Below are 18,488 nucleotides of genomic sequence, written 5' to 3'. Positions count from 1 at the left end.
CTTTCGTTCAAAATAAAATCCCGCTTTTGCGGGATTTTATTTTTTTAGGTACTTTAGCCTTATGAAAATAGAAGAATTATATCAATGCTTTTTACAATGTGATTCCATTACTACGGACACAAGAAAAATAACACCAAACAGTCTGTTTTTTGCTTTAAAAGGAGACCTTTTCAACGCTAACGAATTTGCACAAGAAGCACTAAACAAAGGAGCCCTTTTTGCTGTTGTAGACGAAAAAAATACTACACAGATGAAAATAAAATGTTTCTCGTAAACGACTCTCTTAAAAGCTTACAAGAACTAGCCCATTATCATCGAACTCAACTAGGTTTACCTGTTATTTCACTTACAGGAAGCAACGGAAAAACCACAACTAAAGAACTTATAAACTGTGTTTTGTCAAAAAAATACAACACCGTTGCTACACAAGGAAACCTTAATAATCACATAGGAGTCCCTTTAACCCTGCTTTCGATAAAAGAAGACACCGATATAGCAATAGTAGAAATGGGAGCCAATCACCAAAAAGAAATCGAATTATTATGCAATATCACCTCTCCTGACTTTGGCTATATAACTAATTTTGGAAAAGCCCATTTAGAAGGCTTTGGAGGCATAGAAGGCGTGATAAAAGGCAAAAGCGAAATGTATACTTACATAGAAAATCATCACAAAACTGTTTTTATCAACCTAGATGATCCTATTCAAGAAGAAAAAACACAAAAAATCAATCGCTATACATTTTCAACAAATAACAATAAAAAAGCAAATATTACAATTCAAAAAATCGAAGCAAATCCATTCGTAAAAATAGAATATAACGGAATTCAAATACAATCCAACCTAATCGGAATATATAATTCTAATAATATTAATGCGGCTATTACCATCGGGAAATATTTCAACATTACGGACAACGAAATTAAAGACGCTATCGAAAATTACATTCCAAATAACAACCGTTCCCAACTAATAGAAAAAGGAAACAACAAAATAATTTTAGATGCTTACAATGCTAATCCAAGCAGTATGGCTGCCGCTCTGAGCCATTTCCAACAGCTAGACGGTTCCAAAATTGCCTTTTTAGGTGATATGTTTGAACTTGGCAACGAAAGTCTAGAAGAACACAAAAAAATAATAGAAAGTATCATTAATACAACAAATATTCAGTTTTATTTCATAGGCAAAGATTTTTACTCTTCAAAAATTGAAAAAGAACATATTTTTTATTACGCCTCATTTGAAGATTTTATTAAAAATAAACCTAACGAAATAAATAACACCACCATCTTAATAAAAGGCTCTAGAGGAATGGCTCTTGAACGAATTTTGGAAATTATTTAATTCCAAATTAACATATCAGCCATTGCTTATACAAAAATAATTACTCCTTTTCCTAAAACAAGACCTTTTAGCAACTTAACAAACTGTATAAATCTCTTTAAATTTATACAGTTTATACTTAATTTTTAATAAATTTACAAACTTTTAACAAATCCTTTTGTTTCAACCGTCAACCTGAACAAGTAAACTTTTTTAGAACAAAATACACAATAATCACATAAAAACACTTTCAACACCTTATCTTTTAAAAAAACATCAAAACAATCATTTAATAAAAAAACAGATAAAACTATATTTTTATAGAATTTTCTTATTTTTGAAAAAAACAATGAAAAAAATTATATTTCTTACAATCTTTCTTTCTTTTAATAAATTTTACTCACAACACACAGAGTCTTTTACATACGGTTTAAAAATAGGCGCAGTACATTCGTCATTTAGTAATCTTCCCGAAATGATTGTAGGCAGAGACAATTCTTTAACTCATTTTAGTCTAGATTCTAAAGGAAGTTACGGAGTGGAAGGCGGTTTCTTTGTAAATGCTAAATTACCCAATACAAGAGTAGCCTTACAAGGTGAAATTCTTTACAGAAATTCAGGAGATAAATTAATATTCAATAATACTTTAGATAAAAGTTACACTTTAAGTTTTGATTATTCTTTTATTACCATTGGAGCCATTTATAAAATATACCCTTATAAAGGCTTTAATGTAGGAACAGGCGTATTTTATTCTAAAAACATAAACCCTAGCAATATAAATTACACTTCTAATGAGTACGATGGAAGATATGATACTACGAAACGACAATTTTATAGAGACGCATTAGTAGGTAGTGATGACTTTAGCTTATCTTTTTCATTAGGATATGAATTACCCTATGATTTACATATTGAAGGCCGATATTATTTAGGGCTAGGTGATATTATAAAAAACAAAACGGCGTCATTTCAATTTATAGAAAATTACAACAGAAGCTCTATCATAGGCCTTTCTATAGGGTATAGTTTACATAATTGGTAACATTAAAAAATCAACAACATGAAAAAAATTATATTTCTTTTATTTTTTACAATAGTTACTCATAGTCAAATTGGGAAAGAAATTAGTTACGGTCTTTACGCAGGTGCTGTATACTCCAAAATGAATAATATACAAAACACAATAATTCCTCCTAACATTTACACTAATTTTTCCACAACCGAAAAAGACAAATTCGGGGCTCTAGTTGGTGTTTTCTTAAATTGGAAATACCCTCGAGCCAACATAAGTTTTCAACCTGAAATATTTTACAGTCGCCAAGCTACTGATTTTAATTACAACGACAGTAAAGGACTTAATTATCAAATAAAGTTTGACTATCAGAATTTAAATTTAGGCTTTTTATTCAAATATTATATACATGAAGGTTTGTACTTAGGCATAGGCCCTAATGTTGCTCTAAATCTTAACAGGAATAATATTCGTTATACTTCTAATGGAGCTGAAATGGAACAAAAGTACGGAGTCTCATTTACTCCTGATCCCATTGTACAAAAAACATTAAAAGAATCTCTTGAAGGAGCCGACTATTTTCAAGGTATTTTTGGAATTGGTTATGAATTTGAAAACAAATTAGTTCTTGGTTTTCGATATCATTTAGGTTTAACGGATGCTCTAGAAACTAAAGAAAATGGACACCGATTTATAGATAATAATAATAAAACCAACGCCTTTTCATTGCACATAGGATACAAATTTGATTTTGATGATTCAAATAATTTCTAGCTGTATTTTGTTTTTTTGTGATATTATTAAAATCATTACTAATAGTATAAAAAATAGGCAATACAATACAGCATTGAGGTAAAGGTATTTATTCTGTATTATAAATAACAAATAAACGACACGCATGAAACTATATATCCCCTTTTTTATCCTTATACTATCGATAAAAAGCTTTGCTCAAAAATGTCCAGCACAAGTCAAAAATCCCTACATTTGGATAACAGCAGATAAGAATGAAAATCAGTTTATTTTAAGAAATCAATTACATTCTAATTCTATATTATTAAAAAAGAAGGAAGGTGTTTTGACAAATAATCATCCCAGTATATTTTTTGATGCAAGCCAAGATACTCTAACATTTGATATAGCAAAAATAGATTATCAAACTATTTTTCTCGTTTATAAAGTAAAGGACAGTTTAACAGAACAAGTATTATGGAATATAGCGGATCAATCAAAAAACATTACTCTAACAACCACCGAAAGATTAGCGAACCTTTCTAATTTTAAATACAATTCATTAAAAAACAAGTCCGAATATTCCTCTGCTATCCATTTTTATCAACATACGAAATCGAATTTAGGTAATAATAATAAATACCAAATCTCGATAGGTAAAATAAAACACAACCTAGCAATACCCGCTCATTCTTTAAAAGGATACATTAGTGAAATTATCATGTATGATAGATTTCTTAATAGTAAAGAAATTAATAAAATAGCAAGTTATTTAGCTATAAAATATGGTATTTCTTTATCTCAAAATGAACTCCAGAATTACACAAATAGCAAAGGAAAAATCATTTGGAATGCTCTTGAAAACAAACACTATTTAAATCATGTAACCGCTATAGGTAAAGATGAAACATCACAACTCTACCAAAGTAAAAGTCGTAATATTGAAGATGATTTAACAACTATTGATTTAAGTTCTATTCAGGAAAGTGTTCCTGATAATAGCTTTTTATTTTGGAGTGACAATGCTAAACCATTAAAATTTAAACAAGAAGAAGGATTACCTAAATTACTAGAAAGAAAATGGCTTATGTGCATCGATTCGACTATCGATAGTCATAAAATAAAATGGCAATTTAATTTAAAAAAAATAACAAACTTAAAAGAACCCGATACAAAACCCCGGCTAGTGATAGATCCTACAGGTAAAGCAAAATGGGATTCTGACGAAATAATATATAAAAAATTAGAAGAAACCTCAAATGGAACTACAACCCTAAGCAATTACAATTGGGATGGTAAAAAAAAAAAAAATCGTTTATACTTTTCAAATGGCACCAGATATGTTTGCTAGAGTAAAAATTACTCAGCCTAAATGCGGAATATCTGATGGTTTTTTAAAATATACAATTATTGGAGGCAAAGCTCCTTATACTATAACATTAATAAACTACGACACTAAAAATGTTGTTAAAAAGTGGGTTCATGATGGTAACGCCTCAAACATAGCTGTACATTCGGGAAAATATAATTATATAGTCGTTGATGCCAGTGGAACCATTTATGAACAAAAAATATTTATTTCAGATCAAGATATAACAAGTCCTAAACTACAAGAAATATTTACCCTAAATGATACTCCAATAGTCATAAATGCAAACGATTATCTACCAGAAGGAAACTATCAATTTCAATGGTTTTTAAACAAAGAATTGATTACCAATGGCAACTCCATAATGTTAACGAATCCAGGCGATTATCAATTAATTACAAAACATGCCAATGACTGTGAAACGGTTACAAACTTTCGAGTAGAGGAGAAAAATAATAGTAAAAACAATCAAATAATAGCATTACCCAATCCTAGTGAAGATGGCCATTTTAAAATTTTTGGAAACTTCAGCACGATTACAAATGCAACACTCTATATATACAACTCAGCTGGAGCCCTAATAACAACTGAAAAATGGTCTGGAAAAACCCAATATATATATAACGGTCATATTCCTACAAGTGGCGTTTATATAGCAAAAATAAGTACAGCAGAAGAAGAAAAATCAATAAAAATAATAATAAAATAAACTATTACTAGAATGAGCAAGAAAATATACTTATTTTTTCTATTAATTGCCGGCATCGTTTTCGCTGCAAATTTTAAGTCAATAAAGAAAACGATAATAAATAGACCTACAAAAGTTAACTTAATAGCAAATAAAAAAATTTTTTCAAATGCCATCTCATCTAAAGTTGCAATACATAAGGCAGATATAAAAGAAGGAGTTATAGGCCTTAATTCAAGCCAAATAATAGATGATGCCTTTGATAATTTATTTCATATCCAAATAAACCAATTACCTACTAATGATGAAACAGTATTCTTAGAATACGACTTATATGGTTATAAAAATGGAACATCTATTATTAAGAGCATTAATAACACCCCAAGTACAGGAGGAAACTTTATTGTAAAAGGGAATCAATGGTTACATCAAAAAGAACAAATAAGCAATAGTGTAATAAAAAAGGAAATAATGTACTTTTTTTTAATGCTCCAGAAATAAAAAACAACCAATATAAAATAAAAAACATTACACTAAACTTCTACAAAAAGAAAATACCCTTCAAAAATTTGAATTATTTCGTTTTGGAAATAAACTTTACATTACTGGATTTCAACCCGGAAAAAATACAGCATTATATATAAATGACAAAAAAATTAATACCATTAATCAGCGTTTTGAAACTGAAATAGACTATACGAATCAAAAAGAAATAACCTGTATAAAAAAGAAAACAACACAAGCACTATAATTCCTATATCTATAAATAACTTTATACCTGTAGATTATTACATTCCTTTATATAATAAAAACATAAAAAAGAGCATACAATAGGTATTAATGGCGGGAGTATAAACCATTCAAACGCTCATTTTTATTTAGAAAAAGATATCATCAAAAAAAACATATTATTTTCCATTGAAACCCTCCATTCAAGAGATATTGCACCGTTAAACCCTTCAATGGTTAATGTAACTCAAAATTCATTTGCTTACAGATTATTACCCCACGGAATACAATTCAAAAAACCGGCAAACTCACCTTACCTTACGACAAAAAATTAATTCCAGAAGGATACACAGAAAAAGATATAAATCTTTTCTTTTTTGATGAAAAGAAAAGACTATGGAAAGAGATACCTAAAGACACACTATTAGCCCATGAATCTAAAATAACAGGAAAAACCACCCATTTTACCGATTTTATAGCAGGTATTATAAAACTACCTGAATCACCCGAAACCTCTGGCTATACCCCTACAAGCATCAAAGATTTAAAAGCAGCCTCTCCAGCCGTAGGCATAACCCCTATTACCCCTCCTGCTGCAAATCCGAACGGCAGTACTAGTACTAATTTCCCTATCGAAATTCCAAAAGGCAGAATGGGCATGCAACCCTCATTAGCCTTACAATACAGTAGCGAATCTGACCATAGCTGGACTGGGCTAGGATGGGCAATAAGTCTACCGAGTGTAACTATAGAAACCCGCTGGGGAGCACCAAGATACGATGGTAGCAAAGAAACCGAAAGTTATACCCTAGCAGGTGAGCCCCTCTTACCTAACGCTCATAGAGAAACTTGGACGGATAGACAAACCGATAAACAATTTTATCCTAGAAAAGAAGGTGCTTTTCAAAAAATAATCCGTAAAGGAAATAACCCTACCAACTATTATTGGGTAGTAACAGACAAAAGCGGTACAACAACCTACTATGGTGGTACTCCATCAGGTATAAATAACACGGCTATTTTACAAGATGCCAATGGCAATATAGGCCATTGGGCAATTACTTTACAAATTGACTTAAAAGGCAATACCGTAGCATACGAATACGAAAAATCCGAAGGCGAATTATATATCAAAAAGATATATTATACTGGCAAAAATGACCAAAAAGGAGCATACAGCATACACTTTATTAAAGATACCGATTTAGGAGAACCTACTAGAGAAGATGTACAAATAGCCGCACGATTAGGCTTTCAGCAAACCTCTAATAAACTATTACGAAAAATAGAAGTCAAATTTAAAGACCAAATGGTTCGTAGCTATGAACTTACCTATAAACAAGGTGCTTTTAAAAAAACATTACTAAAAGATATAGGAGTATATGACACAAAAGGGAATCTTTTTTATAAAAACGCCCTCGATTATTACGACGATGTACGCGATGCTAATGGCAACTATATTCCTTTTGGAGAAGAACAAAACTGGAGCGTGCCTAATGACGGTATTACACCTGCTTTTGCTGCTTTTAAAGAATTTAAAGGCACACACACTCTTACAGGAAGTTCCCGCTCTATTTCAGGAGGTTTTAATTACAGAGTCGGAGTCGGAGTTACAGGAGTAGGCTTCTTAAATGAAAATACTTTAGGTGGACAAGGAGGAAACAACTGGAGCAATACCTCTACCTATGTTGCCTTAGAAGATTTAGACGGAGACAACCTACCTGATAAAATTTTCACCAAAGGAGATAAAGTTTACTTTAGAAAAAACCTTGGTGCAACAGGTATAAACCAATTTTCAGACACATACCATGTCCTTAATATTGGCAATGTTGGATTTTCTAGAAGTTATTCCTATAACTACGGTGTCGATCTAATTTTAGGCTTTGGGCAATTGGGTGGTAATTTAGGATATGATCGACAAATATCAAAAAGCACTACCACTAGTTATTTCATGGATTTTAATGGTGACGGACTTACTGATTTTGCTGATGGCGGAACCGTTTATTACAATCGTTTGATTAATGGCATTCCTACTTTTGCACCTAACAGTACAGGAACCCCTTCTCCCATAGTGAATGAAGGCGAGTTATTACTAACAAGCAATACACAAAACTCCGAAGCCGAAATAGTAAATAAAAACCCATTACACGACATCGTGCGTGTATGGCAAGCCCCAACATCTGGAGTTATACAAATCACTCATGTATATCAATTACTAGAAGACACTTCCACTGACAGACAAAATTATAAAAACAATAACGGTTCAGATAAAGCGGATGGCGTAAAATTATATTTTCAACAAGATAATAATTTAATTTGGTCCGAAACTATTGGAGCAACAGATTATGCAGCAAAACAAAAACAAGACAATCTTTTTGTTACCAAAGGGCAACATCTTTATTTTAGAGTAAGTTCTATAAAAGACGGTAATTTTGATAACATTATTTGGGAACCTACCATTAACTATCAAGATATAAACCCTAGCCATACGGATCCTAATGGTCTTAGTTTAAAAAGTTACAATCCTAAAAAAGATTTTTTAGTAAGTTCACAAGCGCTTATTATGACCCCAAAAGATTCTCCAATACGTTTTGATGGAATTTTTTCTAAAAAAACAACTTCCGATCACATCATTTTAAAAGTTATTTCTAACCGATTCAATGTAGGAGAAACAGTTATATTTTCTAAACAATTTTTAGCATCAGAAAACATTACATTCAATTTTAATACAATTCCTCTTACAAATGCCCTAAAAGGCGACGGCTTCAGCGTAATCATAGAATCTGAAACAAATATAGATTGGAAAAATTTGATATGTAACCCTACCATTATATACAAAGACCACTCTGATAATGAAGAAACAAAACCCCTAGAAGTTACACATACAATTTACAAACGAATAGATAACCAATATCTACTCAACCACATTATACCTACTACAAAAGGAAAAGCAACCTTTCATAATTACAGCGGAGTAATTTATATTAATAAAGTTAAACCTGATCAAAGTTTTAACAGCGACATACTAATAACCGCTAAACAAGAAGAAAAACTAGTAGCTAGAATTAGATATAAATTAATAGATGGATACCTAGCTTATACACCAAAAGCAATTGATTTATCGTATCCTTACGACAGTATTGTAGCTAATAAACCTATAAAAATAGAATACTATCTTAATAACAAAAATACATCCAACCTATTTCAACAAAATCGTTCTAGCGCATCTCTCATAATAAGAGATTCTGTCATAATAAAAAACAAAAAAACATTAGTAGAACACAATTATTTCAGTTCAGAAAACAGCTACTATGACAATTTTGATGATCTAGAAAAAAAATTAAAAATTAGACATAGAAATTGGGGCGTATTTCTAATTAACGGAAATCTAGCAGGCAACACCATTGACAAAAACCTTATAATATCAGATAAAAAACCGTATAATATTGATCCGAACAATATGCCAGACATCAGCGGAAACACATCTGTTACTCCAGGAACTCATGGACAATTTGAAGCCTCCAAAGAATACTTTATACAAGCCAGAGGAAATTACGCATTAAACAAATGGTTAGGAGCAGAAGACGCCATTTTTATTAAAGAAGAATATATTAGCTCTGCACGTCTAGGCGAAGATGATTTACAAAAATTCCTAGACACTTCGTTACCTACTGTTCAAGGAGGCGGCAGTCGAGCCTTATTTACCATCTCAGAATCCGCAAGTAATGCCTATGCTGCTGGCTTATCAGCAGGCCCTTTAGGTGCAGGTGCCAACTTTTCAGAAGGTAAATCAACAGTAATTGAAACCATGACCGATTTTAATGGAGATCGTTTTCCCGATTTTGTACGCAGCGGCAATGTACAATTTACCACACCTAGAGGAGGTTTGTCTAACCTACAAAATAATATTGGCGATTTTAGCGTATCCATTATAGGAAGTAAAGGCGGAAGTGTCAATGGTAAATATAGCCACGGAAGTCCCAATTCATCCAGTACAGAAACAAGTGCTAGAATTACAGTACAACAAAGCTCTAATAATAGTAAATCCAATTCCGATGCCCAAAAAGCAGGAAAATACCCTAGTATAAGCGGAAGTATAGGTACAGGAAATGATTACTCCCAAAAAATACACACCGACATCAATGGTGATGGCCTAACAGACCAAATTAATGATAACGGAGTGGTTCTATTCAATACAGGATACCGCTTTCTTCCTGATTACAATTGGAAAAACCTAGACAAAGGAATAAACGAAGGAGCTTCATCCGATTTCGGAGCAGGATTAGGCTTTAGTTTTGCCTCAGGCTCTATATCTGGAGGATTTTCTTATAACGGCTCTTCTAATGAACAATCTAAATCCTTTCTCGATATCAATACCGATGGATTACCCGATAAAATAATTTATACACAAAACAACATCCTCATTTTCCTAAACTTAGGAAACAGCTTTGACTCTACCCCATTACAATACCCAAAATATGCTAGTATGAGTAAAAACAAATCAACTAGTTATGGTATGAATGCTAGTTATACTTTCGGTCTTAATTTCCCTCCTATCCCTATCCGTTTAGCTTTTCAGATAGGAGCAAGTACCGGCAATTCCGTAAGCAAAATTGAATCTACTTTCAACGATATTAATGGCGATGGTAATTTAGACTACATAAAATCCGAAAACGAAGACAATCTTACCGTACGTCTTTCTAACATAAAACGTACCAACAAACTAAAAAGTGTAACTAACGCTATGGGCAATAGCTTTACCGTTGATTACGAATTCAAACCAAGCTCTTACGAAGCTAACGGAGCCAAATGGGTACTCAAAGAAGTAAACCTTTTTGACGGACACGCAGGCGATGGTGTAGATAACCTCATTAGCCGTTTTAGTTATGACAACCCTTATTACGACCGCCGTGAACGTGACTTTTATGGCTATGCCAAAATTACTACACAACAAATAAATGCTACCAACAATACCGTATATAACACCCAAATACAAGAGTTTTACAACACCGATTTTTATCGTAAAAACCTATTAAAAAACACTTTGTTGTTAGATAAAGACAATAAAAAATTACAAGAAACCAGCACTACTTATAGTATTACCAACGCACAAACCCAAGCCTCTATTGCTGAAGGTTTATTAAGCAACCCTGCCGCCGATTTATTATCCGTGTTTATTGCCCCTATACACACACAAGAAAAACACTACGAAGCAGGTACTACCTTTTTAGACAAAAACACCTATAACAAATATGATGCACAAGGTAATATTATAGAATACATAAATTTAGGAAATGGAACCCCACAAGATAAAGTAACCGCAAAAATAAGCTACCACAACAGCCTATCCCCTTATTACGATGGCATTCCTAAACAAATAGAAGTATTTACTATTGATGGCCTAAAACGCAAACGAGCTACCCAAATAAACCCCGCAACTGCCGAGGTTACTCAATTTAAAATGTATGCTAGCAACGACAAGGCAGCCATAACCGACATTGAATATGACGCTTATGGTAACATTGCCAAAATTACAGGTGCCGCCAATTACAAAAACCAACGGGCTCAAATTACTTATACCTACGACGATCAAGTGTATAGCCACATTACCCAAATACAAGACCATTTTGGGTATGTAAATAAAATGGAATACGACTACCGTTTTAATACCCCTATAAAAACCACCGATCGTAACGAACAAAGCACCCTATACACCCTTGATGACAAAGGACGTACCAGCTCCATACAAGCCCCTTATGAAATAGCCAGTGGCAAACCCTACACCATTGCCTACGAATATTACCCTACCGCACCCGTACCCTATGCCAAAACCCGAAATTACGATCCCGAACTAAACAAAGACATCGAAACCTACACCTATATAGATGGACTAGGACGTGCCCTACAGGTTAAAAAAACAGCCTCACTTTTTGGCGGTATAGATGCCCCAGACCAAGAGGGGCATATTATATCCGGCAAAGTCGTGTACGATGCTTTTGGTAGAGCCATAGAAAGCTTTTACCCTACCTTTACCACAACACTAAACAATAACTTTAGCACCGTAGCAAGCACCGTAAACCCTACTAAAACAGAGTACGATGCCCTAGGTAGAGCCATAAAAACAACCCTGCCTGATGGTAGCACCACCACCACCACGTTTGCCCTAGAAAATTTTAAAGGCATAAACACCTTACAAACCACACAAACGGATCCACAAGGTAAAATGACAAAAACCTATACCGATGCTACTGGCAAAAACATAGCCACTATACAATACGATACTAACAACGAGCTACTTACCCAATTTAGCTACAACGCCCTTGGCGAAACGGCCGCTGTTATAAACACTATGGGACAAACAACCCTAAGCTCCTACGACTGGCTAGGCCGACGCACCCAATACATACACCCCGATGCAGGTACCACTTCTATTACCTACGACCTCGCAGGGAATATGACCAAAAAAGTAACCAGTCAAATACAACAAACCATGCCCGATGGCAATATAATATATGAATATGATTACAACCGATTAGAACATATAAAATACCCTCGATACCCACAAAACAATATAAGCTATTACTATGGTAGTGCTACCGAAAATGCCGCACGCCGTGGACGTATCTGGCTCGTAACCGATGCTAGTGGAGGTACCGAGTATTTTTATGGCAAACTAGGCGAAGTAGAAAAAGAAATAAAAACCCTACGCATAACCCCTACCGATAACCAAACCTATATTACCCAATACGAGTACGACACCGGAACCGTTTACAAAAAATGATATATCCAGATGGCGAAGTACTTACCTACACCTATAACCGTGCAGGAAATTTACAAAAAATGCAAGGCACTAAAGAAAACCAAGCCTATGACTATATTAAACAACTAGCCTATGATGAGTTTGAGCAACGCAAATACTTAAAATACGGCAACGATACCCAAACCCATTACACCTACGACACCACCTTACGTCGTTTGCAACAACTCAACGTAAACAGTGGCAACCGTGCCATTATAAACAACACCTACACCTACGACCTTGTAGGCAATGTACTAGGTATAAAAAACACCGTCCCTATAATAGCCAATAGTTTAGGAGGCAGTAGCCAACAAACCTACCAGTACGACGATTTATACCGACTAAAAACCGCCACAGGTAGTTACAACGGCGAGAACAATCAGGCAGCCTACACCCTCGCCATGCGCTACAATAACATGCACAATATAGTAAGCAAAGAACTACAACACGAGGTAAATGGCACCCCTAAAGGCTACAAACTAGCTTACGAATACAACAACACCCAACACCCAAATGCCCCAAGCGGCATAACCGAAGACGGCAAACCCGAACCTCGCATTTACGAATACGACGGCAACGGCAACCCTACCCAATACCTAGAATTTAACAATTTTAGAAAAATGACTCGGGACGAAGAAAACCGCCTAATGGGCATAAACGACAACGGGCGTATGCACCTATACACCTACGACCACACAGGCGAACGCGTACTAAAAAGCAGTGGCGACACCCAAAACGTTAGTATAAACGGTGCACAAGCTGCCAGCATAAACCATTTTGATAATTACACAGGCTACGTAAGCCCCTATTTTGTAATAAGCAAAGGCAAATTTACCAAACATTATTTTGAAGGCGCAGGGCGTATCACCTCCAAAATAGGACAAGGTACCTTTGCACAACCCACCAAAATTACCGCAGGTGGGCTAAACTATGCCCAATTAAGTACCGAACAACAACAATGGTTAGACGATTATGTACGCAACCTAGGACTCCCTCCTGGTCCCCCTACACAGCAGGGGCTATACGCCAGTCCAGCCGCTACAGGACAGCCTTACCCAAGCCCGCCCAAACAAAACACCAACCAAAACCAAGAAACACCCGAAGGCTGGCCCAGACAACCTGTGTTTAATGCCCCGAGCAATGTACCGGGCCCCCTATACAGTTTGGCGATCCTATAAAACCACAAACCGTAAACGCAGGCGATGGTTTTGTAGGCAATGGCCTATTTGAGAAAGATATTTTTTATTATCATAGCGATCATTTAGGAAGTACTTCGTATATTAGCACTATGAATGGGCAGCTATCACAGCATGTAGAATATATCCCTTTTGGAGAAGTCCTTTTTGAAGAACACGCCTCCTCTATTTCTATGCCTTATTTATTTAATGGCAAAGAATTAGATCGGGAGACTAATCTTACTTATTATGGAGCAAGATACTTGGATATGAAAACTTCTTTATGGCTCAATGTTGACCCATTAGCGGAGAAATATCCTAATGTATCTCCTTACGTTTATTGCTTTAATGATCCAATTAATGTCATCGACCCAGATGGTAGAGACGGTATCAGAGTTATAGATGATAAAAATAAAACGATAACTATAAAAGCTGTTTATTATGTGCAAACAGAAAAAAGTACATATTATACAACTGGAGGTAAAATGAAAACTTTAGATGGTTATTCTGCTAAAGAAGTTGCTTCTATGCAAAAGGATTACAATAAATACCTTAACGATTTAGGAATGAGTGTTTCTGATGGAGAGTATAAAGGTTATTCTATCAAATATGATTTACAATTTAAAGAAGGTGGTACTATAGAAGCTAGCGAAGCTAGTGCAAGTAAAGAAATGCAAGATGGATACTCCATAGGTAATTCTTTTTCAAGAGGAAATGAAAACACCTATTCGAGATTTAAAACAAAAGAGACAGATAACGGTGATGGTACTACCAGCACTTCTACTGTTGGGGGTGTTACAGCTGACAATCAAAACATTTTAATGAATACAAGTGAAGATACTAAAATGAATAGAATTCACGAAATATTTCACACTTTTGGTTTTGGACATCCTAAAGGAACTGGAGGAAACAACGGTATTATGAAGTATCCGCCTGAAAAACCAAATCAAACAGATGCCAATAATATAGGTAATGGTTCTTTCCTTCCTAAAGTAATAGTAAAACAAGATGGTCAGAATTAATCTCATATTAGTAGTCTTTTTTGTTGTATTTAAGATAGATGCACAAGAAAATAATTGTAATAAAGTCAGTGATAGCTTATACTTTATAGAAATAGATATAAGGAGAAATGATAATTACCCAATTATAATGTCAGGTGTTTGTAAAGAAATTAATCTTGATTTATTAACAAAAGAAAATGAAGAGTTATTTGTTAGGAGTTTTTATAAATTATGTTTTTATACGCCAGATATACAAGGAAATAATAAAAAGATAATATCAAATTGTTTAGAGATTACAGAGGCTGAAAGCTATTTGTTAGATTATAAAAATGAGGTTCTGAAAATATCAAGTAAAATAAATAAAAACAGTCTTGAAAAAACAATGAAATTAAAGAATAATTGTACTGTATTTTTAAGGATATGTAAAATTAAAGGATTGTTTGTAGTTACAGATAAAGCGAATAAAGATATATCTAAGAACTCAAATGAGTTAGAAATTGACGACATATCCGAAATAGACAAAATGTATATTCCTTTAAAAATATCTTGTTATAAAAAGCCAAAGAGCAAAGAAGTTTTTTAATCATAACAAAGCCCTCAAATGAGGGCTTTGCTATTTACATAATACTTTGTATTTTTCTTTTAGCAATAAAAGCATCAATGACCGAAAAAATATGGTTACGGTCAGCTTCTTCAAATTTAGAAACTTCTAGAATACGGCTACTAGTATCTTTATCAATTTGTACATCGTCTTTTCCAGTAAGGTAATCTAAAGACACATCAAGAATATCAGCAATTTTACGAGCTAAATCAATAGAGGGATAAACTTCGTTTCTCTCATATCTTCCTAATACATTTTTATGAATACCTAATTGACTAGCTAAGTCGGTTTGGGATATTCCTTTTGTTTTCTAAGTTCAGAAACTACACTTCCAAAATCCATAATAAGAAACTTTATAGGGTTAAAAAACCTTGTTTACTATTGAATTGCAAAGATATGAAAACTAAATCAGTTCTTCAAAACTCAAAAAGTTTGCAAAATAAAACTAAAATGGTATCTTTGCACCTAATTAGTTGTCAAGAATAATTTTAAATATTTTTTAGTCAATGGAAATCCAAGACATCAAAGAGCAATTAACCATCGCCAACGTATTACACTACTACGGCTTAAAAACCGACAAACAAAGTCGTTTAAATTGTCCGTTTCACGAGGATAAAACTCCGAGTTTTCAAGTGTATTACAAAACACAATCGGCATATTGTTTTAGTAGCAGTTGTAAAACGCACGGTAAAAGTATGGATGTGATAGATTTTATATTGCACAAAGAAAATTGCACTAAAGCAGAAGCGATAAACAAAGCCAAAGAAATACTAAACCACAAAGAACCTAATAAAAACGAAAGGTATCAGCAAGATTTATCACGAGAGCAATTTTTGGGTAATATGTATCAGTATTTTAAAAATGCCATCAGCAACAGTAAACCAGCCAAAGACTATTTACAAAGCAGAAGTTTAGACTTTAAAAAAATAGAAGTCGGTTACAATGGTGGGCAGTTCCATCACGGAGCAAGAAAAGACGAAACTTTGATTAATCAATGTTTAGAATATGGATTACTAATTGATAAAAACAATTTAGGTAGAACTGGAGAAAAGGCTTATTCTGTTTTTGGTAAATGGAGTATTTGTTTTGCTTTAAAAAACAGAAATGATCAAGTAGTGAGTTTATACTTTAGAAGCACATTAAACGAGAAAGAAAGTAAACATTTTTATTTAAAAAACAGACAAGGTTTATATCCAAATTATCCCAATGTAAATACTAAAAAACTAATCTTAACCGAAAGTATTATTGATGGTGCAAGTTTGTTGCCAACGCTTGAAAAAGCCCCCTTTGGGGGTTGGGGGCTTATAGCTTGCTTTGGAACTAACGGATTGAATGATGAAATTTTAAAAGCAATAAAAGAACTCAAACAATTAGAAGAAATCATCTTTGCTTTTGACAATGATACCGCAGGTCGCACGGCGACAGCGAATTATTCTAAAGTAATATTAGAACTTATACCAGGAATAAAAATAAGCGTGTTAGAACCCATAAACAAAGACATCAATGAAACACTACAACTACACAACGAAGATATTTTTATTGAACTTTTAGACAAAAGAACACAGTTAAATCCTTCTTTTTCAATTGAAGATAAAACAACAGAACAGCCAAAAACTGAAAGCCAAAAACCATCAAACGCAATCGACTTCTTAAAACGAAAACATTTACTAAAAAACTTAAATATAGAAATCGGCAAAGCAGGAATAGTTGGAGAAGAAAACAGCAGAATGTTATTATTTTTAATCATCATTAGTTATTTAAATAAAAGTCCATTACACGCACTCGTACAAGGCTCAAGCGGAAGCGGAAAAACCCATATTATAAGCAGAATTGCAGACCTTATGCCTCAAGAAGACGTTTTAAGATTTACACGAATTACAGAAAGTTCTTTATACAATTGGGGTGAGTTTGATTTATTCCAAAAGGTGGTGATTATTGAAGATTTAGACGGTTTAAAAGAAGATGCACTATATGCTTTAAGGGAATTTATAAGTAATCAAGTATTAAGAAGTTCTGTAACTATCAAAGACAAAAAGGAAATAACAAATCTTCTCATAAAATAGTAAAAGGTCAGTTCTCCAGTTTATCAGCCACCACCAAAGGCGAAACCTACGAAGATAATATGAGCCGTTCATTCCTTATTGCAGTTGACGAAAGTAAAGAACAAACCGCAAGAATTATCGACTACCAAAACAAACGCAATGCAGGAGAAATAGATCCACAAGAAAGCCAAAAAGCAATCAACTTTATACAACAAATCATTAGAAATTTAAAAGAGTACGAAGTCATTAATCCGTATGCAACACAATTACATCTACCAGAGAAAGTGCATAAAATTAGACGATTAAACGAAATGTATCAAGCCGTAATCAAACAAGTAACGTTCCTGAACCAATATCAACGTCAAATAGTTAAAAGCCCCTCCTTCGGAGGGGTTGGGGAGGCTTTAATAACCGAAATCGAAGACATAGAACAAGCCACCGAAGTACTTTTTGAAAGTATCATTTTAAAAGTTGATGAACTTGATGGAAGTTTAAGACAATTTTTTGAACGATTAAAAAAACACGTTAAAAACGAAAATCAAGAGTTTATTTTAAGAGATATAAGACAAGATTTAGGAATAAGTAAAACACAGATATTTAGATATATACAAACGCTTTTAGAGTTAGAGTACATCAAACAGGTTGGCGGTTTTGCAAACAAAGGCATAAAATATAAAATCTCCTATTGGGATAATTACCAAAAATTAAGAGCTGAAATAAAAGATTACTTAATGAACCAAATCGAAAGCCTTAAAAATAAGTAATCTTTTATTCATGAACTCCTTTAAAAAAACAATAAAAAAAGAAGTGAATAAATAAAAGACTTTTTAATGTTACAGATTGAACAGCTACGACAAGAGCAAAAGTAAGTTGGAACACTAAAAGAACGCAAAAGGAACACTAGAAAACCTTGTAAAGTATTGTAAAATATAAGAAAACAATAAAAAAATAGTCTAGCGTTCCTAAATTCAAAATATTGAGTAAGCAAAAGCATCATAAACCTTAAAAACGTCA

The 18,488-nt window shown here is 33.5% G+C and carries 13 protein-coding genes and 1 pseudogene; 12 read left to right on the top strand and 2 right to left on the bottom strand.

From position 1 onward, the window contains the following. Window positions 1-61: 61 nt before the first annotated feature. The 6 genes and pseudogenes from JJC05_RS11765 to JJC05_RS11740 all read left to right on the top strand — a co-directional run bounded on the left by JJC05_RS11765 (window position 62) and on the right by JJC05_RS11740 (window position 5,628). Window positions 62-1,344 (top strand): annotated as a pseudogene (locus JJC05_RS11765) (UDP-N-acetylmuramoyl-tripeptide--D-alanyl-D-alanine ligase). A 328-nt stretch (window positions 1,345-1,672) separates the two neighbouring features. Beyond that, window positions 1,673-2,368, top strand: coding sequence for an outer membrane beta-barrel protein (locus JJC05_RS11760; protein WP_105196077.1), 696 nt, complete (start codon window positions 1,673-1,675; stop codon window positions 2,366-2,368). Window positions 2,369-2,386: 18 nt separating this feature from the next. Continuing rightward, complete coding sequence (locus JJC05_RS11755) at window positions 2,387-3,112, top strand: porin family protein (protein ID WP_105196076.1); 726 nt, start codon at window positions 2,387-2,389, stop codon at window positions 3,110-3,112. A 124-nt stretch (window positions 3,113-3,236) separates the two neighbouring features. Next, window positions 3,237-4,421: a DUF8202 domain-containing protein gene (locus tag JJC05_RS11750; protein ID WP_235877439.1), complete on the top strand. Its 1,185-nt coding sequence runs from the start codon at window positions 3,237-3,239 to the stop codon at window positions 4,419-4,421. Further along, window positions 4,399-5,148 (top strand): T9SS type A sorting domain-containing protein, encoded by a 750-nt coding sequence (locus JJC05_RS11745; RefSeq protein WP_235877438.1) that lies wholly within the window; start codon window positions 4,399-4,401, stop codon window positions 5,146-5,148. Before JJC05_RS11750 ends, JJC05_RS11745 begins: the two co-directional genes overlap by 23 nt. 12 nt (window positions 5,149-5,160) lie before the next feature. Continuing rightward, complete coding sequence (locus tag JJC05_RS11740; RefSeq protein WP_235877437.1) at window positions 5,161-5,628, top strand: hypothetical protein; 468 nt, start codon at window positions 5,161-5,163, stop codon at window positions 5,626-5,628. Between the two features lie 747 nt (window positions 5,629-6,375). On the opposite strand, the gene JJC05_RS11735 is transcribed toward JJC05_RS11740, so the two are convergent. Further along, window positions 6,376-6,516: a hypothetical protein gene (locus JJC05_RS11735; RefSeq protein WP_235877436.1), complete on the bottom strand. Its 141-nt coding sequence runs from the start codon at window positions 6,514-6,516 to the stop codon at window positions 6,376-6,378. On the opposite strand from JJC05_RS11735, the gene JJC05_RS11730 reads away from it, so the two are divergent. The 4 genes from JJC05_RS11730 to JJC05_RS11715 all read left to right on the top strand — a co-directional run bounded on the left by JJC05_RS11730 (window position 6,515) and on the right by JJC05_RS11715 (window position 15,414). Then, on the top strand, window positions 6,515-12,637 hold the full coding sequence (locus JJC05_RS11730; RefSeq protein ID WP_235877435.1) for a SpvB/TcaC N-terminal domain-containing protein: 6,123 nt from the start codon (window positions 6,515-6,517) through the stop codon (window positions 12,635-12,637). The two genes, JJC05_RS11735 and JJC05_RS11730, sit on opposite strands and share 2 nt — an antisense overlap. Continuing rightward, window positions 12,634-13,833, top strand: a complete 1,200-nt coding sequence (locus tag JJC05_RS11725; RefSeq protein ID WP_235877434.1) for an RHS repeat domain-containing protein — start codon at window positions 12,634-12,636, stop codon at window positions 13,831-13,833. The genes JJC05_RS11730 and JJC05_RS11725 overlap by 4 nt, the downstream gene beginning before the upstream one ends. Window positions 13,834-13,943: 110 nt before the next feature. Continuing rightward, window positions 13,944-14,852 carry an RHS repeat-associated core domain-containing protein gene (locus JJC05_RS11720; RefSeq protein WP_235877433.1) on the top strand — a complete coding sequence of 303 codons (909 nt, stop codon included), beginning with the start codon at window positions 13,944-13,946 and terminating at the stop codon, window positions 14,850-14,852. After that, complete coding sequence (locus JJC05_RS11715) at window positions 14,839-15,414, top strand: hypothetical protein (protein ID WP_063743225.1); 576 nt, start codon at window positions 14,839-14,841, stop codon at window positions 15,412-15,414. Before JJC05_RS11720 ends, JJC05_RS11715 begins: the two co-directional genes overlap by 14 nt. A gap of 34 nt (window positions 15,415-15,448) precedes the next feature. Here the strand turns inward: JJC05_RS11715 and JJC05_RS17415 are convergent, their stop codons facing one another. Further along, window positions 15,449-15,697: a helix-turn-helix domain-containing protein gene (locus JJC05_RS17415; RefSeq protein ID WP_309597481.1), complete on the bottom strand. Its 249-nt coding sequence runs from the start codon at window positions 15,695-15,697 to the stop codon at window positions 15,449-15,451. A 241-nt stretch (window positions 15,698-15,938) separates the two neighbouring features. Here JJC05_RS17415 and JJC05_RS11705 point away from each other — a divergent pair, with 241 nt between their 5' ends. Beyond that, complete coding sequence (locus JJC05_RS11705) at window positions 15,939-17,495, top strand: CHC2 zinc finger domain-containing protein (RefSeq protein WP_235877432.1); 1,557 nt, start codon at window positions 15,939-15,941, stop codon at window positions 17,493-17,495. A 59-nt stretch (window positions 17,496-17,554) separates the two neighbouring features. Further along, window positions 17,555-18,238, top strand: a complete 684-nt coding sequence (locus JJC05_RS11700) for a helix-turn-helix domain-containing protein (RefSeq protein ID WP_258928787.1) — start codon at window positions 17,555-17,557, stop codon at window positions 18,236-18,238. Window positions 18,239-18,488 lie beyond the last annotated feature (250 nt).

This window comes from Flavobacterium davisii (genome assembly GCF_019565505.1).
GTDB lineage: Bacteria > Bacteroidota > Bacteroidia > Flavobacteriales > Flavobacteriaceae > Flavobacterium > Flavobacterium davisii.
Note: the sequence above shows the minus strand (reverse complement) of the source record. Positions and strands in the feature narration are given on the sequence as shown.

Bases quoted from the DNA above. Each gene is read 5' to 3' on its own strand.
- JJC05_RS11760 (WP_105196077.1), top strand. From the start codon at position 1,673: ATGAAAAAAATTATATTTCTTACAATCTTTCTTTCTTTTAATAAATTT.
- JJC05_RS11755 (WP_105196076.1), top strand. From the start codon at position 2,387: ATGAAAAAAATTATATTTCTTTTATTTTTTACAATAGTTACTCATAGT.
- JJC05_RS11750 (WP_235877439.1), top strand. From the start codon at position 3,237: ATGAAACTATATATCCCCTTTTTTATCCTTATACTATCGATAAAAAGC.
- JJC05_RS11745 (WP_235877438.1), top strand. From the start codon at position 4,399: ATGGCACCAGATATGTTTGCTAGAGTAAAAATTACTCAGCCTAAATGC.
- JJC05_RS11740 (WP_235877437.1), top strand. From the start codon at position 5,161: ATGAGCAAGAAAATATACTTATTTTTTCTATTAATTGCCGGCATCGTT.
- JJC05_RS11730 (WP_235877435.1), top strand. From the start codon at position 6,515: ATGCAACCCTCATTAGCCTTACAATACAGTAGCGAATCTGACCATAGC.
- JJC05_RS11735 (WP_235877436.1), bottom strand. From the start codon at position 6,516: ATGCCCATTCTGCCTTTTGGAATTTCGATAGGGAAATTAGTACTAGTA.
- JJC05_RS11725 (WP_235877434.1), top strand. From the start codon at position 12,634: ATGATATATCCAGATGGCGAAGTACTTACCTACACCTATAACCGTGCA.
- JJC05_RS11720 (WP_235877433.1), top strand. From the start codon at position 13,944: ATGAATGGGCAGCTATCACAGCATGTAGAATATATCCCTTTTGGAGAA.
- JJC05_RS11715 (WP_063743225.1), top strand. From the start codon at position 14,839: ATGGTCAGAATTAATCTCATATTAGTAGTCTTTTTTGTTGTATTTAAG.
- JJC05_RS11705 (WP_235877432.1), top strand. From the start codon at position 15,939: ATGGAAATCCAAGACATCAAAGAGCAATTAACCATCGCCAACGTATTA.
- JJC05_RS11700 (WP_258928787.1), top strand. From the start codon at position 17,555: ATGAGCCGTTCATTCCTTATTGCAGTTGACGAAAGTAAAGAACAAACC.